The sequence below is a fragment of the Streptomyces sp. NPDC001714 genome, from assembly GCF_042892755.1.
Taxonomy (GTDB): Bacteria; Actinomycetota; Actinomycetes; order Streptomycetales; family Streptomycetaceae; genus Streptomyces.
The window spans coordinates 81,330-107,824 of the sequence record NZ_JBIAUL010000015.1 but is presented as its reverse complement, the minus strand read 5'-3'; the positions used below and the strand labels follow the sequence as shown (position 1 = coordinate 107,824).

At 72.7% G+C, this 26,495-nt stretch carries 25 protein-coding genes; 13 read left to right on the top strand and 12 right to left on the bottom strand.

Going from position 1 to position 26,495, the window contains the following annotated elements; genetic code table 11:
• Positions 1-254 precede the first annotated feature (254 nt).
• On the bottom strand, positions 255-1,181 hold the full coding sequence (locus tag ACFY0P_RS34095) for a DUF3027 domain-containing protein (protein ID WP_388921972.1): 927 nt from the start codon (positions 1,179-1,181) through the stop codon (positions 255-257).
• A 548-nt stretch (positions 1,182-1,729) separates the two neighbouring features.
• On the opposite strand from ACFY0P_RS34095, the gene ACFY0P_RS34090 reads away from it, so the two are divergent.
• From ACFY0P_RS34090 to ACFY0P_RS34075, 4 genes are all read left to right on the top strand, one after another.
• Positions 1,730-3,073 (top strand): MFS transporter, encoded by a 1,344-nt coding sequence (locus tag ACFY0P_RS34090; protein WP_388922469.1) that lies wholly within the window; start codon positions 1,730-1,732, stop codon positions 3,071-3,073.
• A gap of 62 nt (positions 3,074-3,135) precedes the next feature.
• Positions 3,136-3,609 carry a DUF2771 domain-containing protein gene (locus ACFY0P_RS34085; RefSeq protein ID WP_388921969.1) on the top strand — a complete coding sequence of 158 codons (474 nt, stop codon included), beginning with the start codon at positions 3,136-3,138 and terminating at the stop codon, positions 3,607-3,609.
• Positions 3,579-4,337 (top strand): futalosine hydrolase, encoded by a 759-nt coding sequence (locus ACFY0P_RS34080; RefSeq protein ID WP_388921966.1) that lies wholly within the window; start codon positions 3,579-3,581, stop codon positions 4,335-4,337. The genes ACFY0P_RS34085 and ACFY0P_RS34080 overlap by 31 nt, the downstream gene beginning before the upstream one ends.
• Positions 4,324-5,175: a 1,4-dihydroxy-6-naphthoate synthase gene (locus ACFY0P_RS34075; protein WP_388921963.1), complete on the top strand. Its 852-nt coding sequence runs from the start codon at positions 4,324-4,326 to the stop codon at positions 5,173-5,175. The genes ACFY0P_RS34080 and ACFY0P_RS34075 overlap by 14 nt, the downstream gene beginning before the upstream one ends.
• Before the next feature lie 50 nt (positions 5,176-5,225).
• Here the strand turns inward: ACFY0P_RS34075 and ACFY0P_RS34070 are convergent, their stop codons facing one another.
• Positions 5,226-5,609: a cold-shock protein gene (locus ACFY0P_RS34070; RefSeq protein WP_093501504.1), complete on the bottom strand. Its 384-nt coding sequence runs from the start codon at positions 5,607-5,609 to the stop codon at positions 5,226-5,228.
• Positions 5,610-5,797: 188 nt separating this feature from the next.
• Here ACFY0P_RS34070 and ACFY0P_RS34065 point away from each other — a divergent pair, with 188 nt between their 5' ends.
• Positions 5,798-6,052, top strand: coding sequence for a hypothetical protein (locus tag ACFY0P_RS34065; protein ID WP_093501502.1), 255 nt, complete (start codon positions 5,798-5,800; stop codon positions 6,050-6,052).
• Here ACFY0P_RS34065 and ACFY0P_RS34060 read toward each other — a convergent pair.
• The 3 genes from ACFY0P_RS34060 to ACFY0P_RS34050 all read right to left on the bottom strand — a co-directional run bounded on the left by ACFY0P_RS34060 (position 6,025) and on the right by ACFY0P_RS34050 (position 7,925).
• On the bottom strand, positions 6,025-6,669 hold the full coding sequence (locus ACFY0P_RS34060) for an HAD family hydrolase (protein ID WP_388921960.1): 645 nt from the start codon (positions 6,667-6,669) through the stop codon (positions 6,025-6,027). The two genes, ACFY0P_RS34065 and ACFY0P_RS34060, sit on opposite strands and share 28 nt — an antisense overlap.
• Positions 6,670-6,790: 121 nt before the next feature.
• Positions 6,791-7,717: a hypothetical protein gene (locus ACFY0P_RS34055; RefSeq protein ID WP_388921957.1), complete on the bottom strand. Its 927-nt coding sequence runs from the start codon at positions 7,715-7,717 to the stop codon at positions 6,791-6,793.
• 70 nt (positions 7,718-7,787) lie between these two features.
• Positions 7,788-7,925 carry a hypothetical protein gene (locus tag ACFY0P_RS34050; RefSeq protein WP_388921954.1) on the bottom strand — a complete coding sequence of 46 codons (138 nt, stop codon included), beginning with the start codon at positions 7,923-7,925 and terminating at the stop codon, positions 7,788-7,790.
• A 188-nt stretch (positions 7,926-8,113) separates the two neighbouring features.
• On the opposite strand from ACFY0P_RS34050, the gene ACFY0P_RS34045 reads away from it, so the two are divergent.
• Complete coding sequence (locus ACFY0P_RS34045; protein WP_388921952.1) at positions 8,114-10,648, top strand: helicase-associated domain-containing protein; 2,535 nt, start codon at positions 8,114-8,116, stop codon at positions 10,646-10,648.
• A 147-nt stretch (positions 10,649-10,795) separates the two neighbouring features.
• On the opposite strand, the gene ACFY0P_RS34040 is transcribed toward ACFY0P_RS34045, so the two are convergent.
• Complete coding sequence (locus ACFY0P_RS34040; RefSeq protein WP_388921949.1) at positions 10,796-11,344, bottom strand: hypothetical protein; 549 nt, start codon at positions 11,342-11,344, stop codon at positions 10,796-10,798.
• A 232-nt stretch (positions 11,345-11,576) separates the two neighbouring features.
• On the opposite strand from ACFY0P_RS34040, the gene ACFY0P_RS34035 reads away from it, so the two are divergent.
• On the top strand, positions 11,577-13,220 hold the full coding sequence (locus ACFY0P_RS34035) for a DNA repair helicase XPB (RefSeq protein WP_388921946.1): 1,644 nt from the start codon (positions 11,577-11,579) through the stop codon (positions 13,218-13,220).
• On the opposite strand, the gene ACFY0P_RS34030 is transcribed toward ACFY0P_RS34035, so the two are convergent.
• A complete protein-coding gene (locus ACFY0P_RS34030; RefSeq protein WP_388921942.1) occupies positions 13,178-14,434 on the bottom strand; it encodes a glycosyltransferase 87 family protein in 1,257 nt (418 codons plus the stop codon). The genes ACFY0P_RS34035 and ACFY0P_RS34030 overlap by 43 nt on opposite strands.
• An 18-nt stretch (positions 14,435-14,452) precedes the next feature.
• On the bottom strand, positions 14,453-14,638 hold the full coding sequence (locus ACFY0P_RS34025; RefSeq protein ID WP_351957006.1) for a hypothetical protein: 186 nt from the start codon (positions 14,636-14,638) through the stop codon (positions 14,453-14,455).
• A 359-nt stretch (positions 14,639-14,997) separates the two neighbouring features.
• Here ACFY0P_RS34025 and ACFY0P_RS34020 point away from each other — a divergent pair, with 359 nt between their 5' ends.
• The 3 genes from ACFY0P_RS34020 (at position 14,998) to ACFY0P_RS34010 (ending at position 21,425) form a co-directional block, all read left to right on the top strand.
• Positions 14,998-17,064, top strand: a complete 2,067-nt coding sequence (locus ACFY0P_RS34020; protein WP_388921939.1) for a HelD family protein — start codon at positions 14,998-15,000, stop codon at positions 17,062-17,064.
• Positions 17,065-17,223: 159 nt separating this feature from the next.
• On the top strand, positions 17,224-17,610 hold the full coding sequence (locus ACFY0P_RS34015) for a hypothetical protein (RefSeq protein WP_388921936.1): 387 nt from the start codon (positions 17,224-17,226) through the stop codon (positions 17,608-17,610).
• Entirely contained in the window at positions 17,607-21,425 is a 3,819-nt protein-coding gene (locus ACFY0P_RS34010) for a hypothetical protein (RefSeq protein WP_388921933.1), read from the top strand. The genes ACFY0P_RS34015 and ACFY0P_RS34010 overlap by 4 nt, the downstream gene beginning before the upstream one ends.
• Before the next feature lie 5 nt (positions 21,426-21,430).
• On the opposite strand, the gene ACFY0P_RS34005 is transcribed toward ACFY0P_RS34010, so the two are convergent.
• Positions 21,431-22,123: a copper homeostasis protein CutC gene (locus tag ACFY0P_RS34005; protein WP_388921930.1), complete on the bottom strand. Its 693-nt coding sequence runs from the start codon at positions 22,121-22,123 to the stop codon at positions 21,431-21,433.
• 123 nt (positions 22,124-22,246) lie between these two features.
• Complete coding sequence (locus tag ACFY0P_RS34000; protein ID WP_388921928.1) at positions 22,247-22,918, bottom strand: maleylpyruvate isomerase family mycothiol-dependent enzyme; 672 nt, start codon at positions 22,916-22,918, stop codon at positions 22,247-22,249.
• A gap of 47 nt (positions 22,919-22,965) precedes the next feature.
• Here ACFY0P_RS34000 and ACFY0P_RS33995 point away from each other — a divergent pair, with 47 nt between their 5' ends.
• Both ACFY0P_RS33995 and ACFY0P_RS33990 read left to right on the top strand, forming a co-directional pair.
• The gene (locus tag ACFY0P_RS33995; protein ID WP_388921925.1) at positions 22,966-23,631 is read left to right on the top strand and encodes a hypothetical protein; all 666 of its coding nucleotides are present in this window, start codon (positions 22,966-22,968) and stop codon (positions 23,629-23,631) included.
• A gap of 10 nt (positions 23,632-23,641) precedes the next feature.
• A complete protein-coding gene (locus tag ACFY0P_RS33990) occupies positions 23,642-24,721 on the top strand; it encodes a GNAT family N-acetyltransferase (protein WP_388921922.1) in 1,080 nt (359 codons plus the stop codon).
• A 6-nt stretch (positions 24,722-24,727) separates the two neighbouring features.
• Here the strand turns inward: ACFY0P_RS33990 and ACFY0P_RS33985 are convergent, their stop codons facing one another.
• Together ACFY0P_RS33985 and ACFY0P_RS33980 are read right to left on the bottom strand one after the other, a co-directional pair.
• Complete coding sequence (locus tag ACFY0P_RS33985) at positions 24,728-25,000, bottom strand: DUF4031 domain-containing protein (RefSeq protein ID WP_388921919.1); 273 nt, start codon at positions 24,998-25,000, stop codon at positions 24,728-24,730.
• Between the two features lie 24 nt (positions 25,001-25,024).
• On the bottom strand, positions 25,025-25,411 hold the full coding sequence (locus tag ACFY0P_RS33980; RefSeq protein WP_388921916.1) for a hypothetical protein: 387 nt from the start codon (positions 25,409-25,411) through the stop codon (positions 25,025-25,027).
• Positions 25,412-25,466: 55 nt separating this feature from the next.
• On the opposite strand from ACFY0P_RS33980, the gene ACFY0P_RS33975 reads away from it, so the two are divergent.
• Entirely contained in the window at positions 25,467-26,396 is a 930-nt protein-coding gene (locus ACFY0P_RS33975; protein WP_388921914.1) for a MurR/RpiR family transcriptional regulator, read from the top strand.
• The last annotated feature ends 99 nt before the right edge of the window (positions 26,397-26,495 follow it).

Genomic DNA, 26,495 nt, shown 5'->3' with positions numbered 1-26,495 from the left:
CCGTGCAGACGGGTCCCCTCACACGGACGGGGCCGGCGCGTACCTCGGGGCGCGGAATCGGGCTCTGCCCGCGGTCGTGGAGGGCCTTCGCCGCCGCAGCGGGAACGGTCACCGGCCTCCGGAAACGCGGGCTCCGGTCGCGAGGGAGGTCGCCCCTCGGCGAGCGGGTCCTCGTCGTTCGGATCACGTACCCGGCGTGCTGAGCCGCCCGCACGGCGCGGGCGGCCCGTCGGCCCCGGGCCCGTCGGCCCCGGCTACGAGTGGCCCAGCTCCGCCGACGTCTCGTCCTCCGTCGCCGGCACCGAACCGGAGTCGGCGGCGGGGCGGAGGGGGAAGGGGTCGACTCTCGTCTCGTCGATGACCGGCGGGGCCGGCTGGGGCGGCTTCGGCATGACCGCGGCCTCCGAGTGGCCGCCGCAGCCGTAGGAGAGGGAGACGACCCGGCCGTCGGCCGGGGAGAACTCGTTGGCGCAGACGCCGAAGGCCTGGCCGAGGGAGCCGCCGATGGGGGTGAGGAAGCCGCAGCTCACGCACGTTGCGGGGGCCGCCTGGGCCATGGGGGTCTTGGCGCCGTACGCCTCCTCCCAGCGGTCCGCGGCGATGTGCAGGCCGTAGCGGGACAGGACCCGGGCCCGGCGCATGCCGAGTTCCTCGGCGACCGAGGCGATGGTGCCGCGGGAGGGGACCGTCGGCAGGTGCGCGGGCGTGCCCGCGGTGACCTCGGCGTCCTCCGCCTCCGCCAGCTCCTCCATCTCCGCCGAGATCGGGGAGTTCGGCTCCGGTCCGTCCTCGCCGGTGTAGCCGGGCTCCAGGCGGAGGTCCTCGGCCTCGGTGGGCAGCAGGTCGCCGGGGCCCATGTCACCGGGGCGCAGCCGCTCGCTCCACGGCACCCACTCGGGGGCGAGGAGGGCGTCGGGGCCGGGAAGGAGGACCACCTCGTCCAGGGTGACGACCTTGGCGCGGGAGGCGCGGGCCACCGTCACCGCCCAGCGCCAGCCGCGGTACCCCAGCTCCTTGCATTCGAAGAAGTGCGTGACCACGCGATCGCCCTCGGCCACCGCTCCGGCGTGCTCGCCCACCACCCCGGGTGCGGCGGCCTCCTCGGCGGCTCCACGGGCGAGGTCGACGGCCTCGGCGCACAGACGGTCGGGGGTGCGGCTTCGCGTTGTCGCTGCGCTCACAGGTATCGCTTCTCTCCTACGCCGTCTCACGAGTGCGGCTGCCTCCGGCGGTGGGGCGGACGGAGCGGACCTGTGGGCCGCATCGACGTCCGCGTCCGATCGCGCTCGGGCGCACCTATGCCATCCATTCTGCTTTATGGCTGAGATACGCACGCTACCCCGTCGCCGGTGGTGGGGGACAGTCCGGCGTGCGAGCGGGGAGGGGGGAGAGCCGACGGGGGTGGGGCGAGGGCCGGTTCGAGGCCGGGCGGGGGTGGGTTCCGGGGTGGTAGGGGCTGTGGGGGGTGTGCGGGTGGGCGGGGGCTGGTCGCGCAGTGCCTCCCCCAGCCTTCGGCCGGGGTACCCCCGGCGCCCCTTGCGGGGGCGCTGTCCGGCCGCGTCCAGCGGCACCCGGCGAGCGCGGTGGGCGAAACCCCCCGCCCCCGGCCCCTTCCGACTCGCTTGGCCACAAAGTGCACCAGGAACAGCACTCTCAGGGCACTATGAAGCACGTGGCAACCGCGAGGTCACCCCAACGCGCCGTCGGGGTCGGTAGCGGTGCGGGCCGGATGCGCGGTGCCGTCCGCTCGGTCGGCCGTGCCCTGCACCTCCCGGTGACCGGTACCGCCCGCGGCATCCGCAAGGCCACCCACGCGCACGGCGCCGGCGAGTCCGGGCTGGGGAAGCTGATCGAGCTCCATGCGGTCAACGGCGCGGGCGACGTCATGATCACCGTCGCGCTCGCCTCGACCGTGTTCTTCTCCGTCCCCACCGACGAGGCCCGCGGCCGCGTCGCGCTCTACCTCGCCATCACGATGGCGCCCTTCACCGTCCTCGCCCCGGTCATCGGTCCGCTGCTCGACCGGCTGCCGCACGGGCGGCGCGCCGCGATGGCCGGCGCGATGCTCGCCCGGGCGCTGCTCGCGCTGATCATCGCGGGCGCGGTGGCCGGCGGCGGTCTGGAGCTGTATCCGGCCGCGCTCGGGGTGCTGGTCGCGTCGAAGGCGTACGGCGTGGTGCGCAGCGCCGTCGTGCCCAGACTCCTGCCGCCCCGGTTCTCGCTGGTGAAGGCCAACTCGCGGGTCACCCTGGCCGGGCTGCTCGCCACCGGCGTCGCCGCCCCGATCGGGGCCGGGCTGCACGCGATCGGCGACCCGTGGCCGCTCTACGGCGCCTTCGTGATCTTCGTGGCGGGAACCTTCCTCTCCTTCTCCCTCCCCCCGAAGGTCGACTCCGCCAAGGGCGAGGACGTGGCGCTGCTCGCCGCCGACGAGGACCATCTGCACGGCCCGCTCCGGAAGGAGACGAGGCGGCCGGGGCTGCGGACGGTCGGGCCCGCCGTCACCCACGCCCTCGGCGCCAACGCCGCGCTGCGCTGCCTCTCCGGCTTCCTGATCTTCTTCCTGGCGTTCCTGCTCCGCGAGCACCCGCTGACCGGCGAGAGCGCGGCCGTGTCGCTCGGGATCGTCGGGGTCGCGGCGGGCGCCGGCAACGCGCTCGGTACGGCGGTGGGGTCGTGGCTGCGCTCCCGGGCGCCGGAGATCATCATCGTGGCGGCGGTGGCCGCGGTGCTGGGTACGGCGATCGTCGCGGCGCTGTTCTTCGGCGCCTTCCTGGTGGCGGTGCTGACGGCGATGGCCGGTTTCGGGCAGGCGCTGGCCAAGCTGTCCCTGGACGCGCTGATCCAGCGGGACGTGCCGGAACTGGTGCGCACGTCCGCGTTCGCGCGCTCGGAGACGCTGCTCCAGGTGGCCTGGGTGTTCGGCGGCGCGGTGGGCATCGTGATGCCGCTGAACGGCACCCTGGGACTGGTGGTGGCCGCCGCGATCGTGGCGGCCGGCTGGCTGGCCACCCTGCGCGGCCTGCTCAGCTCCGCCCGGCACGGCACCCGTCCCCGCCCGCGAGTGGCGTAACGAACCGGGCACGCCGTACCCCACATGGGGAGACGGCCCGGAGCGCCCGATAGCCTTCGGCCATGACCACGCTGCAATCCCGCTCGCGACGCCGCCGCGTCGTCGCCGCCGCCGGCGCCGTTTCCGCCGGACTGCTCGTCCTGTCTGCCTGTGACAAGCCGACGCCGATCGCCACGATCACCGTCGGTACGAACTCGGTCAACTCCGAGGCGACCTGCTACAACGACGGCAAGGCCCTGGACACGGAATCCCTCACGAAGTGCCTGAAGGACACCGGGATCAAGTCCATCAAGGTGGACCCGGACGACACGGTCCGCTTCGGTGTCGACCCGAAGATCGCGGACAGCGGCTGGACGATCCTGATGAACGGTCAGGCGCTCACCGACTCCAGCTCCAAGACCTACCGCACCATCCCGGGCAGCGTGTTCTTCAACGCCCAGTACGGCGCCTCCGGCAACTCGACCCTCGTCTCCATCAAGGAGGGCGACAAGTCGGTGCTGGGCCTGTGGTCCTTCAAGCTCAAGAAGGACGCCTGACCACGTCCGCCGCGCGGATCCTCGTGGCCACCGCGGTCCCGGCCGAACGGGACGCGGTGGCACGGGCGTTCACCAACGGTACGACGGAGGAGGTACGGCTGCCGGGCTCGGCCCCGCTGCTGCGCACGACCGGCGGGTACGACCTGCTCGCCGCCGGGGTCGGTCCGGCCCTCGCCGCCGCCGGCACCGCGACCGCCCTCACTGCCGCCGCCCTCGACGGCCGCCCCTACGCGCTGGTCGTCTCCGCCGGGATCGCCGGCGGTTTCCAGCCGGAAGCACCCGTCGGCTCCCTGGTCGTCGCCGACGAGATCACCGTGGCCGATCTGGGCGCCGAGACGGCCGACGGTTTTCTTCCGGTCACCGAACTGGGCTTCGGAGCCGTCAGCCACCGTCCACCGAATTCACTCGTACGAGTGATAGCCCAGGCCACCGGAGCCCACCCCGGATCGGTACTCACCGTCTCCACGGTGACCGGAACCGCCGCCCGCGCGGCCGAACTGCGGACCCGGCACCCGCACGCCCTCGCCGAGGCCATGGAGGGCTTCGGCGTCGCCGAGGCGGCCGCCGCGCACGGCGTGCCCGTGCTGGAGCTGCGCGCGGTCTCCAACCCCGTCGGCCCCCGTGACCGTGCCGCCTGGCGCATCGGCGACGCCCTGGCAGCCCTGACCGAGGCATTCGGGAAGCTCGTGCCCGCCCTGGAGAGTTGGAACCCACATGACCACCGCTGACCCGCTGCGCATCGCGTACTCGCCCTGCCCGAACGACACCTTCGTCTTCGACGCCCTCGCCCACGGCCGGATCCCGGGCGCGCCCGCGCTCGACGTGACCTTCGCCGACATCGACATCACCAACGGCATGGCCGAGCGCGGCGAGTCGGACGCGCTGAAGGTGTCGTACGCCGTGCTGCCGTACGTCCTCGACGAATACGCCCTGCTGCCCTGCGGGGGCGCGCTGGGGCGGGGCTGCGGGCCGCTGGTGCTGACCCGGGAGGCGGGGGCGGACTTGACCGGCCGTACGGTCGCCGTACCGAGCGAGAAGTCGACGGCGTACCTGCTGTTCCGCCTCTGGGCGGCGGACACGCTCCCCGGCGGTGTCGGCGAGATCGTCGTCATGCCGTTCCACGAGATCATGCCCGCCGTGCGGGACGGGAAGGTCGACGCGGGGCTCGTGATCCACGAGGCGCGCTTCACGTACCAGAACTACGGCCTGCACAAACTCGCGGACATGGGCGAGCACTGGGAGAACACGACGGGCCTGCCCATCCCGCTGGGCGCGATCATCGCGAAGCGGTCGCTGGGCGCCGAGACGCTCACCCGCCTCGCGGACTCGATCCGTGCCTCCGTCCACGCGGCCTGGGACGATCCCGAGGTCTCCCGGCCGTACGTCATGGCGCACGCCCAGGAGATGGACCCGGCCGTCGCCGACCAGCACATCGGGCTCTACGTCAACGAGTTCACCTCGGAACTCGGCGAGGACGGTTACGCGGCGGTCCGCGGACTGCTCACCCGCGCGGCGGCCGAGGGACTCGTCCCGCCCCTCGGCCCGCACGCACTCGATTTCCCCTGAAAAACGCACGGGACTTACCCGCTTCCGAGACGCATATGCCTCTTGTGCGGCTACACGTCCAGCTGGTCCGCGACCGCGCGCAGCAGCCCGGCGATCTTCGCGCCGGCGGCCTTGTCCGGGTAACGGCCGCGCTCCAGCATCGGCGTGATGTTTTCGAGCAGGGTCGTCAGGTCCTGCACGATCGAGGCCAGCTCGTCCGGCTTCTTGCGCTGGGCGGCGGCGACCGACGGGGTGGGGTCGAGCAGGACCACGGACAGTGCCTGGTCACCGCGCTGACCGGCGACGACGCCGAACTCCACGCGCTGGCCCGGCTTGAGTGCGTCGACCCCGTCGGGGAGAACCGAGGAATGGACGAAGACGTCACCGCCGTCGTCGCGGGAGAGAAAGCCGAAGCCCTTCTCGCTGTTGAACCACTTGACCTTGCCGGTAGGCACGTCTGTCCTCGTCCTCGTATCTCGTCGGAAACTGCTCGGAAAACTTCTGAATGCAACAGCTCTGGAACGGGCCTTGATAGCACTCGGGCGGGTCGACCATGACCCGCCGGTACCAAGGCTAATGGTCTTCGGGCGCGTGACAAGACGTCGCCCGGTTGTTCCTTCGGGCAGGGAACTACCCTGGTCGAGTGCGTGACAAAACCCAAGCGAATTCCGCCGGGCCCGGTGACCGACTGGTCCGCGCCGGAGCCGTGGTCTTCTTCATCGGTACGGTGGCCACACTCGTCACCGTGATACCGCTGTTCCTCGGCGCGAAGCCTTTTCCGACGTACATGTACCTGCTGAGCATGCTCATGGGCGTCGGCTTCCTGGTCGCGGCCGCCGGAGTGCTCCAGTCGGTCGCGGCCGGACGCCGTCAGGCGCGGGAGGCGTCCTCCCGGTAGCCGTCCTCGAGGTAGCCGGCCAGCCACGCGGGCAGCTCGGTGAGGTCGGCGAGCACCACGTCGGCGCCGGCCGCGCGCAGCTCCTCGGCGTCACAGGGCCCGGTGGCCACCGCCACCGACAGGGCTCCCGCCTTGCGCGCCCCGCGTACGTCCCCGACGTGGTCGCCGACGTACGCGCCCGCGGCGTGCTCGCGCAGCGCCACCGCCTTCTGCTCGGCCCACAGGTCGCCGACGACGGCGTCCGGGACTATGCCGAGGTGGCTGAGGTGCAGCTTCGCGTTGGGCTCGTACTTCGCGGTGACCACCACGCTCTTCCCACCGGCGTCCCGCACCGCGGCGATCGCCTCCCGCGCACCGGGCATGGCGGGCGTCGCGGCGATGGCGATCTCCGGATACATGCCCCGGTACAGATCACTCACCTCCGCGATCCGCTCGGCCGGAAACCAGTGGATCAACTCCTCGGCGAGCGGCGGTCCCAGCCGGGTGACCGCCAGATCGGCATCGATGTAGGTCCCGGTCCGCTCGGCGAGCGCCAGGTAGGTGGCGTGGATGCCGGGCCGGGAGTCGATGAGCGTCATGTCCAGATCGAAGCCGACGGAGAGGGGGCGAGGAGTCATGTGGGTCATTGTGCAGGGTGGGGGGTGACCGCGGGTGGGGGCTGGGGACGCTTGCGACCAGCCCCCGCCCACCCGCAGCCGCCCGACGACCGACAGCCCCGCCCCGTACCGCGCCGCCCCCCTACCGCGCCCTCTGCGACCGCCACACCACATAAACGGCCGAGGCCAGCGCAGCGCCCCGCACCACCCACGGCCACGTCTCCGCCACCGCATCGCTCATGTGCCCCTGCGCGATCGGGTCGCCCCACCGCCCCGCGCTGCGTCCCCACAGCCACACCAGCCCGGCCGCGACGGACAGCCCCGGTACCCACAGCACCGCCAGCTTCGTCTCCGTCGGGGTGAGCCGCCGGGAGCCGTAGGCGATGGCCCAGCCGAGGACGAGCGCGAACCAGTTGCCGAGCACCGCGCCCACCACGAGCGCGGCGGCGGCGAGCAGGAGGAGGGGGTTGCTCCAGCCGGTGGCGGGGCGGGGGACGACACGGAGCCGGCGTCGCGCCGACGGTGCGGCCTCCTCCACCACCGGGGCCTTCTCCGGCTCGACCGGCTCGACCGGCGCGTCATCCGGCTCCGCCTTCCGCAGCCGCGGCCTGCTGAGCAGCTCCGGGATCTCCACCCCGCCGACGAACCCCGGCACCCCGTCCCCGTCACCGAACGGGCTGCTGTCCACCCGCCACCAGTCGGGCGGCGGTGCCGAACCGTCCGGCTCCGACGGCCGGGGGCGCGGCACGACGCGCCGCAGGTCCTCGGCCGGCGCCGCGGGCTCCGGGTCCCGTTGGACGGGGACCGTGCCCGACGGCGACTGCGCCGCGGCGCTCGCCGTCGTACCGCCCGCCGCCTCGACGACCTCGTCGGGCGTGCCCAGCCGGTCCAGGATGCGCCGTACCGCGGCGGGGCTGTCGACGGTGGCCTTCGCCCGCTGCCGGTCGATGTCGTTGCGCAGCCCGGAGACCAGGCGCATCCGCTCGGCCGAGGACAACTGGCGCTGGTGCGCGATGTCCCCGACGCGGCTCAGATACTCGTAGACGACCTGATCGCTCTCGATACCCACGAAGTCCCCTCCGGGGCCGGTACGTTGCCTTGGATTACCCCGCCGGAACGACGGTAGCGCAGGCCACGGCTCATGTCGGCCGGCACACCAGCGGGTAGCGGGTCCCGGAGCGGGGGAGGTTGCCGTACTCGCGCAGGATGTCCTTGCCGCCCTGGTCGGTGAGGTAGCGCAGGAAGGCGGCGGCGACGGAGCCGGCGGGCGTCCTCACGACCGCATGGGAGCCCAGGGTGACGACCGGGTGCCGGGTGTTGCCAGAGGTGCCGGGATCCTCCCGCTGAAATCCATTCGCCGGACATCTGCGCAACGTCCCGTTCTCCCCGTGGCTGCCCGTTGCACAGGAACGGTCGCGGGACAGGTGATCCCGGCGCCCGCCCCGCACCCGCTACCGTGGGTCGGATGAGCAACCCGGCCACCCCGCCGCGTTCCCTCGCGGAGGCGCTTCGGGCCAGGGACGACGCCTCCCTGGCCGTACTGCTGCGTGCCCGCCCCGACCTCATCACCCCCGTCCCCACCGACCTGACCCAGCTGGCCACCCGGGCCGGCACCCGCGCCTCGGTGCTGCGCGCCCTGGAACGCCTGGACCGCTTCGCCCTGCAGACCGCGGAGGCGCTGGCGGTGGCCGGCGACCCGGCGTCGTACCAGGAGCTGCTGGGTCTGATGGCCGGTGACGGCGGGGACCCGGCCGTCACCGGCGAGCTGCCGCGGGCCGTCGCCGTGCTCCGCGACCAGGCGCTGGTGTGGGGCGACGACGACCGGCTGCGGCTGGTGCGGACCGCGCGCGAGGTGCTCGCCCCGTCTCCGCAGCACCCTTCGCCGACCGGTCTCGGCCCGGCCGTGCGGGAGGCCACCGCGGGGATGTCGCCGGGCCGGATCCAGGCGATCGTGGCCGCCGCCGGGCTGCCCTCCACACACGACTCGGTCTCCGCGGTGGACGCGCTCACCAAGCTGTTCGGCCACCGGAAGAAGATGGCGAAACTGCTCGCCGCCGCGCCCGCCGAGTCCCGCGAGGTCCTCGCCCGGCTGGTCTGGGGTCCGCCGTACGGCCAGGTCACCCCCGAACCGGCCGCCCATCTGCGCTGGCTCCTCGACCGCGGCCTGCTGCTGCCGACCGCGCCCGGCACGGTGGTCCTCCCCCGCGAGGTCGCCCTGCACCTGCGCGAGGGCCGGGCGCACCGCGAACCGGAGCCCACCCCGCCCGCCGTCGAGCCCGCCGCCGCCCACCGTCCACAGGTTGTGGACGCGACCGCGGCCGGGCAGGCGTACACCGCGCTCGCGACCGTCGAGGAGCTGCTGAAGGACTGGGACGAGGGCGGTCCCGCGGTGCTGCGGGCCGGTGGCCTGAGCGTCCGGGACCTCAAGCGGACGGCCGTCGCCCTGGACGTGCCCGAACCGATCGCCGCCTTCTGGGTCGAGCTGGCCTACGCGGCCGGGCTGCTCGCCTCCGACGGCGAGGCCGACGAACGCTACGCGGCGACCCCCGCCTACGACGAGTGGCTGGACCGCCCGCCCGCCGAACGCTGGGCCCAGCTGGCGGAGGCCTGGCTCACCGCGACCCGCGCCTCGGGCCTGGTCGGCGGCCGGGACGCCAAGGACCGCGCCCTGTCGGCGCTCGGCCCCGGCCTCGACCGCTCCGCCGCGCCCGAGGTACGGCACCGGGTCCTGTCCCTCCTCGCCGCGCTCCCGGAGGGCACCGCCCCGGCCCCCGACTCGGTCCTGGCCCGGCTGCGCTGGGAACGCCCGCTGCGCGGCCCGCAGCAGCACGGCGACGACCTGCGCACCCGGCTGGCCCGTTGGACCCTGTCGGAGGCCGAGCTGCTGGGCGTGACCGGGCGCGGGGCGCTGTCGGCGCACGGCCGCGCGCTCCTCGGCGCACCGGCCGTGGAGAAGACGCCCGAGCAGGCCGCGGAGCCGTCCGGCCCGGGCGACAAGCTGCCGGTGCGCCATCACCACGTCTCCCCCGCCCTCGAACCCCTCTCCCCGCCCGAGCAGGCCGTCGCCACCGCGGCCGCCGGCCGGCTGCTCGCCCCGCTCCTCCCCGAGCCCCTCGACCACGTCCTGCTCCAGGCCGACCTGACCGCGGTCGCTCCGGGTCCGCTGCGCCGCCCGCTCGCCGACGCGCTGGGCGCCCTCGCCGACGTCGAGTCCAAGGGCGGTGCCACGGTCTACCGCTTCACACCCGCCTCGGTCCGCCGCGCCCTGGACGCCGGCCAGACCGCCGCCGACCTGCACGCCTTCCTCGCCACGCACTCCCGCACGCCGGTCCCGCAGCCGCTCGCGTACCTGATCGACGACGTCGCCCGCAGGCACGGCCATCTGCGGGTGGGCGCGGCCTCGGCGTACGTCCGCTGCGACGACGACGCCGTCCTCAACGAGATCATGGCCGACAAACGGGCGTCGGGTCTGCGCCTGCGCCGCCTGGCCCCGACGGTGCTCGCCACCCAGGCCGACCCGGCCGCCCTCCTGGAGGGCCTGCGCGCGATGGGCTACGCGCCCGCCGCCGAGTCCGCCGAGGGCGACGTACTGATCACCCGCGCCCACGCCCACCGCACCCCGCCGCGCACGGCCCCCGAGCCGGTCCCGGACGGCCCGCCGCCACCGGACTCCACCCTCCTCGCGGCGGCGATCCGCGCGATCCGCGCGGGCGACCTCGCCGCCACCACCCCGCGTAAGTCCGCCGGCACCGCCGTCAGGGGCGGCGAGCTGCCTCGCACCACTCCCGCCGAGACCCTCGCCACCATGCAGGCCGCCGTCCTCACCGGCGACACCCTCTGGATCGGGTACGTCAACGCCGAAGGCACCGCAAGCCAACGCGTCATCGCCCCCGTCCGCGTCGAGGGCGGCTTCGTCACGGCCTACGACCACACCGCCGACGAGGTACGCACCTATCCCTTGCACCGCGTGACGGGCGTCGCCGAGCTGGCGGAGGACTGAAGCGCCCCGCTGGAGAGGCAGCGATGGGCCGTCGTTCGGCTGCCGCGCCGTCGTGGCCGGTCGCGCAGTTCCTCCCCCAGCGCCTTCGGCCGGGGGTACCCCCAGCGCCAGCGCCCCCTCGGGGCGCCTCACAGTTCGGTGGCCCTGCTAGCAGTCCCGCACCGGCGCCCCGGCCGGCAAGCCGAAGTGGGCGCGGGCCGCGGTCTCCAGGACGGTGGACGCCATCGGCCGGTCGAGGCGGGACGCCGCGTGGTGGCTGAAGTGGGTCTCCTCCCACTCCCCGTAGCCCTCGCCGTCCGGCGGCTCCTGCGCGGAGAGGACCCGGAAACCGCCGTTCGCCGGATCCCGTACCAGCCGGACCACCTGCGGTGTCTGCCCGCCGCTGCACTCGACCAGGGTGCCGCCGTCAGCGCCGTACTCCAGGCACAGCGTGTCGACGCCGGCCCGCACCCGGCCCCCGCTCTCCTCCAGTTCCAGGGCCTCCGCCCGGCAGAACCACCGAGCCCTGAGCGCGGGCTCGTCCATCTCCGCGTACCCGGACCCGGTCATCTCCGTCACCATCCGCGCCTCGATCGCGGGACGCACCTGCGCCCACAGTCCGGCGTCCACCGCGCTCGACCCGCGCGCCCACACCCCGGCCGCCACCAGCACCACCACGGCACCCGCGCCGGTACCCCAGATGCGTACGGACGTCACCCCAGCCTCCCCACCGGGCCACGCCCATCCGTGGCCCCCTCGGACATGACACCCGAAACGGACCCAAGGTTGCACCGGACGATCAGGCACCTCTAGAAGCCGGTCACGGGCGGTGCATGTTCCGTCGAACGGCGAAGGTGATCGCTCGTATATGAGGCACACTGGAACTTTGGCCCGTGACGATGGCCGCCATGGCGATGGCCGCACGGACCGAACGGAAAGGGTGCAGCGCGTGAATGGTCCGTTGATCGTCCAGTCCGACAAGACCCTGCTCCTGGAAGTCGACCACGAGCGGGCCGACGAGTGCCGTCGGGCGATCGCGCCCTTCGCCGAGCTGGAGCGGGCGCCGGAGCACATCCACACCTACCGGGTGACCCCGCTGGGGCTGTGGAACGCACGGGCCGCCGGGCACGACGCCGAGCAGGTCGTGGACGCGCTGGTCGAGTACAGCCGCTACCCAGTGCCGCACGCGCTGCTGGTCGACATCGCCGAGACGATGGACCGGTACGGGCGGCTGACGCTCAGCAAGCACCCGGCGCACGGGCTGGTGCTCACCACCACCGACCGGCCCGTCCTCGAGGAGATCCTGCGCTCCAAGCGGATCACCCCGCTGGTCGGCGCCCGGATCGACCCCGACACCGTCGCCGTGCACCCCTCCGAGCGCGGGCAGATCAAGCAGACCCTGCTGAAGCTGGGGTGGCCCGCCGAGGACCTCGCCGGGTACGTGGACGGGGAGGCCCACCCGATCGAGCTCGCCGAGGACGGCTGGGCGCTGCGGCCGTACCAGAAGCAGGCCGTGGAGAACTTCTGGCACGGCGGGAGCGGCGTCGTCGTCCTCCCCTGCGGGGCCGGGAAGACCCTGGTCGGGGCCGGGTCCATGGCCCAGGCGAAGTCGACCACGCTGATCCTGGTGACGAACACCGTGTCCGCGCGGCAGTGGAAGCACGAGCTGGTGAAGCGGACGAGTCTCACCGAGGACGAGATCGGGGAGTACAGCGGGACGCGCAAGGAGATCCGGCCTGTCACGATCGCCACGTACCAGGTCCTCACGACCAGGCGGAAGGGCGTCTACCCGCACCTCGAACTCTTCGACTCCCGCGACTGGGGTCTGATCGTCTACGACGAGGTCCATCTGCTGCCGGCTCCTGTCTTCAAGTTCACCGCCGACCTGCAGGCGCGCCGACGGCTGGGGCTGACGGCCACCCTGGTGCGCGAGGACGGCCGGGAATCGGACGTGTTCTCTCTCATCGGGCCCAAGCGGTTCGACGCTCCGTGGAAGGAGATCGAGGCGCAGGGCTACATCGCACCCGCCGACTGTGTGGAGGTGCGGGTGAACCTGACGGACTCGGAGCGGCTGGCGTACGCCACCGCCGAGACCGAGGAGAAGTACCGCTTCTGTGCGACCACCGCGACCAAGCGGAAGGTCACGGAGGCGATCGTGAGGCGCTTCGCCGGGCAGCAGATCCTCGTCATCGGCCAGTACATCGACCAGCTCGACGAGCTGGGCGAGCACCTGAACGCCCCGGTCATCAAAGGCGAGACCTCCAACGCCCAGCGCGAGAAGCTCTTCGACGCCTTCCGCGAGGGCGAGATCAGCGTGCTGGTCGTCTCGAAGGTCGCCAACTTCTCCATCGACCTGCCGGAGGCGACGGTCGCCATCCAGGTGTCGGGCACCTTCGGCTCCCGCCAGGAGGAGGCCCAGCGCCTCGGCCGGGTCCTGCGCCCGAAGGCCGACGGCCACCAGGCCCACTTCTACTCCGTCGTCGCCCGGGACACGATCGACCAGGACTTCGCCGCCCACCGGCAGCGGTTCCTGGCGGAGCAGGGATACGCCTACCGGATCATGGACGCGGACGAGCTGCTGGCGGAGAGCTGAGAGTCGGCCGGCAGAGCGGCGCCCGGTCTGTCGGGCAGGGCGCCGCTCCGCCTTCGTAGGGCCACCACCGCGCCTGCCAGCAGTGCCAGCCCCAGCAGCGGGTACGGCGATGCCGACGGCTGCTGCCACCACGGCAGGTGCAGGTCCAGGTCGCCCTGGTGGGGCAGCAGCCACATGGTGCGGGCCGTGAAGACCAGTGCCGCCGTGGCCGCGAGGAGCGTGCGCCCCTCGGCCAGCAGGACCGCCAGCAGCGGGACGCACCACACCCAGTGGTGGGACCAGCTGATCGGGCAGACCAGCAGGGCCGTGAACGCGGTGAGCAGGATGCCCCAGCGGTCGCCGCGCTCGCCGTGGGCGCGGCGTGTGCGGGTGGCCAGCCACAGGCCCGTCACCGCCACCGCCGCCGCCGGGAGCGCCCAGGCCAGGCCCGGTGCCGCCGTGCCCGTCGCCCTTGCGACCAGGCCCTGGAGCGACTGGTTGTCGATGATCCAGGCCTTGCCGATCCGGCCGGTCTCGAACAGCCGCCGCGTCCAGAAGTCCGCCGTGGCCGAGGGGAGGAGAAGGGCGCCGAACAGGGCCGTGCCGGCGAAGGAAGCCGTCGCGGTGGCTGCCTCCTTTCTGCGTGCGGTGAGGAACAGGTAGGCGATGAAGATCGCCGGGGTGAGTTTGACGCCCGCCGCGATGCCCAGGGCCAGCCCCTTGGCGCGGGCGCCGGGCGGGCGGGTGAGGTCCCACAGGACCAGGCCGGTGATCGCCAGGTTGACCTGCCCGAAGAGCAGTGTCTGGAAGACCGGCTCCAGCCAGAGCGCGACTGCGGTCGCCGCGCTCAGCAGCGGAAGGGGTGCCCTGCGGCCGGCCAGGCGGGCGGAGAGGGCGAGGAGCCAGGCGAGCAGGAGCGCGTTGCCCGCGAGGAACACGGCTTTCAGGGCCGGGACGGGGATCCAGGTCGTCGGGACGAACAGGACCGCCGCGAAGGGCGGATACGTCGCCGGCAGCCGCCACTCGGTGACGGTGAAGCCGTACAGGTCACCGCCGTGGACCACGGCTTCGCCCTCGGCCCGGTAGACCACCAGATCGGCCATCGGGGCACGGAGCAGGACGCAGAGGACGCCGAAGGAGCAGAGGGAGACCGTCAGTAAGGAGAGGGACAGGAGGAGAGGGAGGGGCGGGAAGGCGGGTGAGGCAGGGGGTGACGTCACCGTCCGGTTCGGCACGGGAGCGACCCTATGCCGTTACTTGCGGCGTATGCCCGCTTCCTCGCCGTACTCACCGAGTATCGCGACGCTGAACGCCGCGCTGACGAAGACCTTGACGGCGCGCAGGGCGTCGCCCAGGCGGTGGTGGGGTTGGGGGACTCCGTCGAGGGCCGTGGCGCCCGGGGGACGGCTGGGGGCTGGGTGGATGGTTGCTGCGCTCATGCCTCAATGGTGGAACTTCGGGCATGGGTACGGCATCGGTCCACGGGTCCAATTTCCGGCATCCTCCGGTCCATCCCCCGATGGACGCCGCCCCCGACCTCGGACCCACCCTCCGGGTGACGCGTCCCCTAGGGGTTGCGAGGAAATCCATTGGCCTCCCCCGCCCCCACCTCATTACAATCTCCGCTCTTGCCCGCCTCCGCCCCCCGGAGTGCCGCCCACCCGTCTCCCACCACCACCCTCGACCGAGGCCCTACGGGCCGCCCCAACGTTGCCGGACGGAAACCGTCGGCTGATCGCCACCTGTGCGCCACCCATACCTGAGCGCCATCGACTCGCAGGCCTTCGGAGGCACCCCCTTGTCCACGCCCGCCCACGACCCTCTGGCCGACCCGCACCCCGACCCCCTCTCCCGCGAACGTTCCCACCTCGCCGAGTCCCGCGCCGCCCTGCGCGCCATGCGCGAGGACGTCGAGTCGCTGGACATCAGCGACGTCACCGCGAACTGGGTCAACGCCGAGGTCCTCGCCCGCCAGATGGAGGAGCGCATCAAGGCGCTGGCCGACCTCAGCGACACCCCGCTGTTCTTCGGCCGCCTCGACTACCTGCACGCCCCGGGCGCCGACCAGGCCGAGGGCGCCTACGGCGAGCGCTTCTACATCGGGCGCCGGCACGTGCACGACCACGACGGCGACCCGATGGTCATCGACTGGCGGGCGCCGGTCTCGCAGCCGTTCTACCGGGCGTCCAAGAAGGACCCGATGGACGTCACGCTGCGCCGCCGCTTCGGGTACACCCGCGGCGACATCACGGCGTACGAGGACGAGCACCTCTCCGACCCCGCCGAGGCGGCCCGCACCAGCAAGCTGCTCCAGCAGGAGATCGAGCGCCCGCGCGTCGGCCCGATGCGCGACATCGTGGCGACCATCCAGCCCGAGCAGGACGAGATCGTGCGCAGCGGGCTCGGCGGCACGGTGTGCGTGCAGGGTGGCCCGGGGACCGGGAAGACGGCCGTCGGCCTGCACCGGGTCGCGTACCTCCTCTACGCGCACCGGGAACGGCTGGCCCGCACCGGCACCCTGGTCATCGGGCCGAACCGCTCCTTCCTGCACTACATCGAGCAGGTGCTGCCCGCGCTGGGCGAGCTGACCGTGCAGCAGGCGACGGTGGACGACCTGGTGGCACGTGACGTCGACATCCGCGGCACCGACGACGCCCCCGCCGCGGTCGTCAAGGGCGACGCCCGGATGGCGGAGGTCCTGCGCAGGGCCGTCTACGCGCACGTCACGCCGCCCACCGAACCGGTCGTGGTGGTGCGCGGCTCCCGGCGCTGGCGGGTCCCGGCGTACGAACTGGAGAACATCGTGCGGGAGTTGCTGGACCGGGGCATCCGGTACGGCGCCGCGCGCGAGGCCCTGCCGCAGCGCATCGCGCACGCCGTGCTGGTCCAGATGGAGCGCTCGGGAGAGGCGCCCGACGACCGCGTGCAGGACTCGGTGGCCCGCAACGCCGCGGTGAAGGCGGCCGTCAAGCAGGTCTGGCCGCCGGTCGACCCGGCGAAGCTCGTGCTGCGCCTGCTCACGGACGCGGACTTCCTCGCGGAGCACGCCGCCGGGATCCTCGACGAGGACGAGCAGAAGACGATCCTCTGGGCGAAGCCGGTGCGCAGCGTCAAGGCGGCCAGGTGGTCGGCCGCGGACGCGGTGCTGATCGACGAGGCGACGGACCTCGTCCAGCGCACGCACTCGCTCGGCCATGTCGTCCTGGACGAGGCGCAGGACCTCTCCCCCATGCAGTACCGCGCGGTCGGCCGCCGCTGCACCACCGGTTCGGCGACCGTCCTCGGCGACCTGGCGCAGGGCACCACGCCCTGGGCGACCCGGAGTTGGGCCGAGGCCCTGTCCCACCTGGGCAAGACCGACGGGGTGATCGAGGAACTGACGGCGGGTTTCCGCGTCCCGACCGACGTCATCACCTACGCCTCCCGGCTCCTCCCGCACATCGCCCCCGGCCTCACCCCGGTGGCCTCGGTCCGTGAGAACCCCGGTTTCTTCGCCCTCCGTCCCGTCACGGACACCGCCGAAGTGGTTGCCGCGTGCGAGGAGTTGCTGCGCAACGAGGGCTCGACGGGCCTGATCGCGGCGGACGCGCGCGTGCCCGCGCTGGCCGAGGCGCTCACCGCGGCCGGTATCGGCCACCTCTCCCCCGGCGAGGAGACGACCGCCGAAACCCGCCTCACCCTGGTCCCCGCCTCACTCGCCAAGGGCCTGGAGTACGACTACGTCGTCCTGGACGAGCCCCAGGCCGTGGTCGACGGCGAACCCGACGAACGCACCGGCCTGCGCCGCCTGTACGTGGCCCTGACCCGAGCGGTGTCGGGCCTGATCGTGGCCCACGCGGCCCCCCTGCCGGCGCAGCTGACCTGAGCCCGTCCTTCACCGTTCAACCAAAGCGCCCTGACCGCCATCGGATTGACGCGACACCATGCCCAAAAGTGAGTAGATTATCCCCATATAGGGGAATTCACGGGGTTGATGGCGATGGATCCGATCGTAGTATCGGCGGCCACGGCCTTGGTGGGGGCGATGACCACTGACGCCTGGGAGCACGTGCACACGGCCCTCGTCAGCTGGTGGCGCCGCATCCGCCCCCAGCACGCCGACAGCGTGGCCGCAGAACTGGAGCAGTCCCGGGACCGCGCGCTGACGGCCCGACGGGATCACGACAGCGCCGCGGAGTCGGAGCTGATCGCAGCCTGGCAGAACCAGCTCGCCGAGGTGCTCGGGGACAATCGCGCGCTGGCGGAGGACCTGCGCCTCCTGGTCGAACGGGACATCACCCCGTACACGCACCACGAACACGTGCACCACGACAGCGGCAGCCGCACCGGCACCCAGGAAACCCACGTCGAGGCTTCCGGAGACGCACACGTCTTCATCGCCGGGCGTGATCAGCACATCCACGAGCCATGAACCCCGCCGACGAACCCCCCGTACCCGGCCTCGGCGGACTCCGCGCCCCGGGCGAGGAGAGCGGGCACGGCGAGGCGAACTGCTCGCACATCCACGCCTCGGACCAGGCCACGGTCAACCAGGCCCAGCGGGACATGTTCATCGCCGAACGGGATCTGCACGTGCACCTCCTCAACGGTGTGCGCGAGGCGCGCCAGGTGGTCACCACTTCGGTCTCCGACGAGTGCCCGTATCCGGGCCTGACCGCCTTCGGCATCGGCCAGTCGCAGTGGTTCTTCGGCCGGGACGAGCTGTTGGCCGGGCTGCTGGTCCGGCTGGACAGATGCCGGGCGGTGGGCGGCGCGCTGGTGGTCGTCGGCCCCTCCGGTTCCGGGAAGTCCTCACTGCTCAGGGCGGGGCTGCTGGCCACGCTGGAGCAGGGCGCGCTGCCGGGTTCGAGGCATTGGCCGAAAATGTCGCTGACTCCGACGGCCCATCCCATGGAGGCCCTCCGCAACCACCTGTGGGAGGTCATGGGCAGTGGTTCCGGCGGCTCTCCCGTCCTGCGGCCGGACACGCTGCGCCAGGCGTTCGCGCGGCGCCCCGGGGAACGCCGGATGGTCCTGGTCGTCGACCAGCTGGAGGAACTGTTCACGCTGTGCCCCGACAAGCAGGAGCGACGGGACTTCCTCGACGCCGTCCTCGGCATCGCGGAGCTCGGGCCGGGCGGCGAGCCCCCGCCCGCCCTGGTCGTCTTCGGTCTGCGTTCGGACTTCTACACCCAGTGCGCGGCACACGCCGGTCTCATGAAGGCGGTGGGGCGCAACCAGCTGATGGTGGGACCGCTGACCCGGACCGGCGTGGAGCAGGCGATCCTGTTCCCCGCCCAACGGGTCGGGCTGGACGTCGAACCCGGGCTGGTGCAGATACTGCTGCGCGACCTGGGCGGGCCGGAGGGCGGACCGGACGACGCCGCCTACGAGATCGGCCGCCTGCCGCTGCTCGCCCACGCCCTGCGGGCCACCTGGATGCGCCGCGCGGGCCATGTCCTCACCGTGGCGGGCTACGAGGCGACCGGCGGCATCGCGAACAGCGTGGCGGCCGAGGCGGACAGCTGGTTCGACCGGCTGGACACCTCGGCCCAGCAGACCGCGCAATCCGTGTTCCTGCACCTGATCACGTTCGGCGGCAGCGGAACCAGGGACACGCGCCGCCCGGTGCCGTACGACGAGCTCGTGGGCCACTGCGCACGCCCCGAGGAGGCGGCCCAGGTCGTCGAGATGTTCACCAAGGGCCGGCTGCTGACCCAGGAGCGGGACACGGTCACCATCACTCACGAGGTGCTGCTGCGGACCTGGCCGCTGCTGCGGCGGTGGATCCGGGAGCACCGGGTCCGCTACCTGGCCCGGCAGCGGCTGGAGGACGCGGCGGTCGCCTGGGAGGAGGCCGGGCGGGACCCGGGCATGCTGTACCGGGGCGGCCGGCTGGAGGAGGCGCGGACGCTGGCGCGCGAAGACGACGAGGACCAGGAACGACTGGGCCCGGTCGCGTCCGCGTTCCTGGCCGCTTCGGTACGGCATCGGCGGCGGACCCGGCGGATGTGGCAGACGCTCATCGCCTGCCTGAGTGCGCTGGTCGTGCTCGTCGCGGTGATGGACGTCAGGGCCCGGCAGGAAGCCGATATCGCGTTCGCCGAGCAGCTCAGGGGCGAAGCCGACCACCTGCGTACGACGGACGCCTCCCTCGCCGCCCAGCTGGACCTGGTGGCCGACCGGATGAAGTCCGCCGAGTCGACCCGGGTCAACATGCTCGGTGACCAGAACACACCGCTGTCCACCCTGCTGACCGGACACAAGGGCCAGGTGAACACGGTGGAATTCAGCCCGGACGGGCGAGAGCTGGCGAGCGCGGACAGCAAAGGCGTGATCCGGTTGTGGGACACAGCGGGCACGGGCACCCCGACCGCGCTCGGCAACCCGCTGCACGGCTTCCACAAGCCACTGTGGGGAGTGGTCTTCAGCCCCGACGGACACTTCCTCGCCGCCACCGGCGAGGACGGCACCATCCGCCGGTGGGACATTCGCGACCCCCGGCACCCCACCGGTCTGGGCGCCCCGATCACGGTGAGCGGCGGAGCCCTGTACACGCTCGCCATCAGCCCTGACGGACACTCCATGGCGGCAGCGGGCGACAACGGCCTCATCCACCTGTGGAACGTCACCGATCCCCGGCATCCGAAGCTCCTCGCCAAGCCGCTCACCAGCGGCGGTTCCCGCACCGAGGTGTACGGAGTCGCCTTCAGTCCGGACGGCAAGCTGCTGGCGTCCGGCGGGAGCGACGGGACGGTACGGCTGTGGAACATGACGGACCCACGACACCCGTCGGCAGCCGGCAGGACCGACTCGGTGACCCGCACCACGTTCCAGATGGTCGCCTTCCGTGACGACAACCAGACGCTGGCCGCGGCCGGCAGCGACGGGACGACCCACCTCTGGGACGTCTCGAATCCGAACAAACCGGCCCGGATCGACTCCCCGAGTGCGAGCGCCGCCGTCAACGCGGTGGCCTTCTCCCGCAACGGCGATCTCATGGCCTACGGCGGCTACGACAACGCCGTGTCGCTCGACAACATGACGTCCCCGAAGGACTACCAGCCCCTCACACCGAACCTGACGGGCCACACCGGCAGCGTGTGGGGGCTCGCGTTCGACCCCAAGGGCACCCGGCTGGCCAGCGCCAGTGACGACCACACCGTCAGGGTCTGGACGATGCCGCGCACCATCCTCACCGGGCACGCGAGTCTCATACTGGCCACAGCCCTGAGCCGCAGCGGGCAGTTGCTGGCCTCCGGCTCGGAGGACGGGACCGTACGTCTCTGGAACGTGAGCGACACGGCCCATCCCCGGCTGATCAACAGTTCGATCCGGGTCGACACGAAGTCGCAGTTCCCCTACGCGGTCGCCTTCCACCCCGGTGGGAAGGTGCTGGCCGTCTCGACCGGCCCGAAGGTGCAGCTGTGGGACGTGGCCGACCCGGCCGCCCCGAGACTTCTGGGCAGTCCTCCGGGGCATACCGGCGACTTGTTCCGGAGCGTCGCGTTCACTCGCAACGGAAAGACGCTGGCCGGCGGCAATGCCGACGGAACAGTCGTCCTCTGGAACGTCAGCGACCCGTCCCGTCCGAAGCCCCTGGGCCAACCGCTGAAGACCGGGGCGAACAGCCAGATCAACCGTGTGGCCGTCAGTCCTGACGGACGCGTGCTCGCCGCCGTGTCGAACGACGGCAGACTGCGCCTGTGGGACATCACCGACCCCACCCACCCCAAAAACCCGAGCCCGCTCCTGTCACCCAGCGATGTCGGGCTCAACGCGATCGTCTTCAGCCCGAACGGCCAGATGATCGCAGCTGCTGGCGACGACGCGGGACTCCGCTTGTGGGATGTCAGCGACCCCGCCCGTCCCCGGCAGTTGGGCCAGGAACTGACCGGCCACACCGGCAGGATCGAGGCATTGGCCTTCGAACCGGACGGCCGCACGATCGTCAGCGGCGGCACCGACCAGACCATCCGGCTATGGGACGTCCGGGACCCGGAGCGCGCGCGGCCCTCCGGAGACCCGATGGCCGTTTTCCCCAACTACATCGACGCGCTCACGTACTCCCCCGACGGCCACCACCTCTTCATCGGCGACGGGGCATACACGGTTCGCGTCCTTCCCATGACGCCCCAGGCGGCCACCGACTACATCTGCCACACCACCGGCAACGTGCTGACCAGAAACGTATGGAGCGAGTACGTCCCCCATCACAGGTACGACCCTCCGTGCGGTCGCACCTGAGGCCCTCAGCCCTCGTCCAGGGCCCTCCTCCAGTCCCGCACCGCCTCCGCCGACACCGGCCCGCTCCAGCCGCCCGGCCGGGCCGCGCCGCCGATGTGGAAGGCGTCGATGCCCGCCGCTCGCAGCTCGGCCACGTGATCGAGCCGCAGGCCGCCGCCCACCAAGAGCGTCTGTTCGTACCCCGGCTCGCCGCGCCGCCCCGCCTCTGCCAGCAGGCTGGGCAGCCCCTCGTCCACGCCCTCCGCGGCCCCGGCCGTGAGGTAGGTGTCGAGGCCCGGCAGGTCGGCGAGCTGTTTGCGCAGGGCGCCCCGGTCCGCGGCCCGGTCGATGGCCCGGTGGAAGGTCCAGCGGCAGCCGTCGAGCCCGGCCACCACCCGCTCGACCGCATCCAGGTCCACTCCGCCGTCCGCGTCGAGGAACCCGAGCACGAACTGGTCGGCCCCCGCCGCCCGCAGCTCCCCGGCCACCCCCGCCAGCCGGTCGACGTCGCCCGCCGCGAACCCGTCCGCCAGCCGGAGCATCACGCGCAGGTCGATATCGACGGCGGCGCGGATCTCGGTGAAGGTCCGGGTCGGCGGGGTCAGCCCGTCGGCCGCCATGTCGGTGACCAGTTCGAGGCGGTCCGCGCCTCCGGCCTGGGCGGCGACCGCGTCCTCGGCGTCGAGGGCGATCACCTCCAGGACTGCCCGCGTGCTCATAGGGCCCCTTCCGTGGTGTTCCCCGTGTACCCATGCGACCGACCACAGGAGGTCTAGTCCAATCCAGGGTACGCGGGGAACGCCGACGGCCGCGAGACCGCCCCCGTCACACACCGTCCGTATTCAGCCGTAGAGGTTCAGCTCCGCCGGCTCCGCTCCCATCAGCTCGTACGACGCCCCGTCCGGCGACCGCCCGGTGTACAGCCGTACGAGCGTCGCCGCGTCCCCCATGAAACGGGCCGGGGTCCGGGCCCCGCTGGGCTCGCCCAGGTGCAGCGGGTCGTCCACGTCGTCCAGGTCGGCCTGGAGCCGCAGGTGCCCCCGCTCCCGGGTCACCCGGGCCAGCAGCGAGAGCGCGTGGGGCAGGCCCGCGCCCGTGTAGGCACCGGGTTCGCCGAGGGTGTCGCGGACGTCACCGGCGTGCACCCACTCGCCGAGGGCGATCCGGTCCAGCGCCCCGTCCGCCCGCCCCGCGATCACGTCCCCGGCCTCGGTCATCCCGCGCTCCAGCTCGTCGAGGACCCGGGAGTTCGCCCAGTCGGCGCGCTCGGCGATGTCCCGGTCGTTCGACTCGGGTGAGAACACCCCGGGCTCGAAGCGGCCTTCGACCACCCGGATCAGCGCGGACGAACAGTGGGCGAGCAGGTCCCGCACCGTCCACCCCGGACAGGCGGCGGTCGGCAGCGCGAAGTCCGCGTCCGGCCGGGAGCGGAGGAGCGGGATCAGCGCGTCGCGCTCGACGGTGAGGAGACGGCCGGGAAGGAGGGGGTCGCGTACGTCGTCAGCAGCAGTCATGCCTCCCACGCTAGGGCGATGTCGGTGGCGGGCGGGAGAATGAGCGCATGGCCGATCTCCCCGATCTCCACTCCCGCTGGCGGGGCGCCCTCCTCATGGCGCGCGACGACGACCCCCGCCACCCCGATCCCGACCCGTACGCCGACGAACTGCTCCGCCGCTGGCAGGAGCCCCAGCGCCGGTACCACACGGTCGCCCACCTCACGGCGGTCCTCGACCGCATCGACGTACTGGAGGAGTACGCGGACGACCCGGACCTGGTCCGGCTCGCCGCCTGGTTCCACGACGCGGTGTACCTGCCGGACCGGTCGGAGAACGAGGAGCGCTCGGCCCGCCTCGCCGAACGCGCCCTCCCCGAGGCCGGGCTCCCGGCACGGCAGACCGCCGAGGTGGCCCGCCTGGTCCGGCTCACCGTCACCCACGACCCGGCCCCCGGCGACCGCAACGGCGAGGTCCTGTGCGACGCCGACCTCGCCATCCTCGCCGCCCCGCCCTCCGGGTACGCCGCCTACACCGCCGAAGTCCGCGAGGAGTACCACTTCGTCCCCAGCGACGCCTTCCGCGCGGGCCGTTCCGCGATCCTGCGCCAACTCCTCGACCTGCCACACCTGTTCAGAACGCCGTACGGCCGGACCGAGTGGGAGCCGACCGCCCGTTACAACCTCGCCGCGGAGCTGGAAATGCTGTCGACCGCCGAGGATCCGGCGCCCTAGGGTGCGGCCCATGCGTGAAATGGGCGGGGACCAGGTGGAAGAGGCCGTGGCGGGCTGCGTGACGGCGCTGCGGCCCGCGGTGGCGAGGGACTGGACGGCGGTGACGGCCGGCAGGCTGGACTGGAACTGCCACGAGACGGCGGTCCACGTCGCCGACGACCTCATCGCGTACGCGGCCAATCTGGCCGGGCGGGCCCAGGACGCGTACGTGCCCTTCGAGCTCCGGCTCGACGACGGAACCGACAACTCCGGCCTGCTGCAGGTGATCGAGACGACCGGCGCCCTGCTCGCCGCCACCGTCCGCACCACCTCCCGCCATGTCCGCGCCTTCCACCCCTACCCCTTCCGCAGCGCGGACCGCGCGGGCTTCGCCGCGATGGGCATCGCCGAAGTGCTGCTCCACACCCACGACATGGCCCTGGGCCTGGGGCTCGCCTACCGGCCCTCCGAAGAACTCGCGGAGTCCGTCCTGGCCTGGCTGTTCCCGCATGTCCAGCCCGGCCCCGCCGCCTGGCCGACCCTTCTGTGGGCCACCGGCCGCGGCGAGCTGCCCGGCCGCGCCCCGGTCACCGACTGGCGCTGGTCCAACAACCTCGTCATCCCCGCCGAGCGTCTCGACCTCGTCGGCATCCGCCCCGCCGAGGCCCTCGACCTGCGCCTCGGCGGCGACGGGGGCTTCGAGTGGATCGACGGCGGCCCCTACAAGGGCACCCGGGACGCCGCCGGCTTCCTGCTGAAGGCGTACGAAGGGGGCGTCCACCGGCCGGAGTTCGGCGTCTTCACCCTGGTCCGCCGGGCGGACGGCCGTGCGGTCGGCGGCATCGGCTTCCACTCCGCCCCGGACGAGGAGGGCCGGGTGGAGATCGGCTACGACCTGGCCGAGGCCGCCCGCGGCAACGGCTACGCGACCGAAGCGCTCCGCGCCCTGGCCGACTGGGCCCTGGCCCGCGACGACGTACGCTCCCTCTTCGCCACCGTCGAGCCGGCCAACACCCCTTCCCAGGCGGTCGTCGCACGCGCCGGCTTCACCAAGGTGAGCGAGGACGAGACGGGGCTGGCCTTCGCGCTGTGGACGGAGCAGGGGGCGTAGGGGCCGTTACCGGCGGGGCACGTCGCTCTTGCGCCGGCGCAGCCCCGCCCCGTGCAGCAGCCGCACCACCTCGCGGCTGCTGACCTCCACGGCCCCGGCCCGGACCGCGTCCGGGTAGCGGTGGGAGGGGATGTCGTAGTGGTCGCGCTCGAAGGCGCGGCGCAGGATGCCCATGTCCTCGGCGAAGGCGTGCAGTTCGGCGTACGAGACATCGCTGACGAGGTGGGACCACATCCGGCCGTGGCCCGGCCAGTTCGGCGGATCGATGTACACCGTCACGAGAACTCCGTCATGAGAACTCCGTCATGAGGACGGCATCCCGCCGCCCAGGGAACTGCCCAGGGAACCGACGGAGGCGACCTTCACGCCCGCCTTGTGGCACACCCAGTGCGGGTCCGGGCCGAGTTCCGGTTCGACGTCCAGCGCGTGCGGGTCGCCGGAGCCGCACACCGGGCACAGCGGCCAGCGGCCGTACCGCTCGAGGAGCGCGTCCTGTACGTCCTGGGCCACCAGCCCCGCCACGTATCCCGCGCCCTCCGGCCACTGCTCCACCCACCAGCGCCGCTGTACGACGGAGTCCTCGACCAGCGAGACGACGTCCGCCTCGGCGACCTCGCCTGCGACCAGGTCGGCGAGCACCAGGGCGCGGGCTGCGTGCAGCACCTGTTCCAAGGGGCTTACGGGATCCATGGTCCTATTGTGCGCGGTCTTGACCGGGTACCCGAACCGAAAATATCTTTCAAGGGTGACCGAGGACGTGAAGGAAATTTTCGGCAGCCACGGGAGCGGTGGCGCGCCGCCGGCTCCCGCCGCCCTGGCGGCCAAGGTGCGGACCCTCGCGCCCTCCATGACCCGTTCGATGCAGCGCGTCGCCGAGGCCGTCGCGGGCGACCCCGCCGGCTGCGCGGCCCTCACGGTCACCGGCCTCGCGGAACTCACCGGCACCAGCGAGGCGACCGTCGTCCGCACCGCCCGGCTGCTCGGCTACCCCGGCTACCGCGACCTGCGGCTCGCCCTCGCCGGGCTGGCCGCGCAGCAGCAGTCGGGGCGGGCGCCCGCGATCACCACCGACATCGCCGTCGACGACCCGATCGCCGACGTCGTCGCGAAACTCGCCTACGACGAGCAGCAGACCCTCGCGGACACGGCGGCCGGCCTCGACACGGTGCAGTTGGGGGCCGCCGTCAGCGCGCTCGCCGGGGCACGGCGGACCGATGTGTACGGCATCGGGGCGTCGGGGCTGGTCGCCCAGGACCTCACGCAGAAGCTGCTGCGGATAGGGCTGATAGCGCACGCCCACAGCGATCCGCATCTCGCGGTCACCAACGCGGTGCAGTTGCGGGCCGGGGACGTGGCGATAGCGATCACGCACTCCGGGTCGACCGGGGACGTCATAGAGCCGTTGCGGGTGGCCTTCGAACGGGGGGCCACGACCGTCGCGATCACCGGGCGGCCGGGGTCGTCGGTGACGCAGTACGCCGACCATGTGCTGACGACGTCGACCGCGCGGGAGAGCGAGTTGCGGCCGGCGGCGATGTCGTCGCGGACCGGGCAGTTGCTGGTGGTGGACTGCCTGTTCGTGGGGGTGGCGCAGCGGACGTACGAGGCGGCCGCGCCGGCGTTGGCGGCGTCGTACGAGGCGTTGGCTCACCGGCACCGGAGTGCGCCTCGATAGACCGTAGGGCTTGATCATTGTGGGAGCGTGCCGGTTCGTCGTGACTAGTCGCGCAGTTCCTCCCCCAGCCTTCGGCCGGGGGTACCCCCAGCGCCCCTG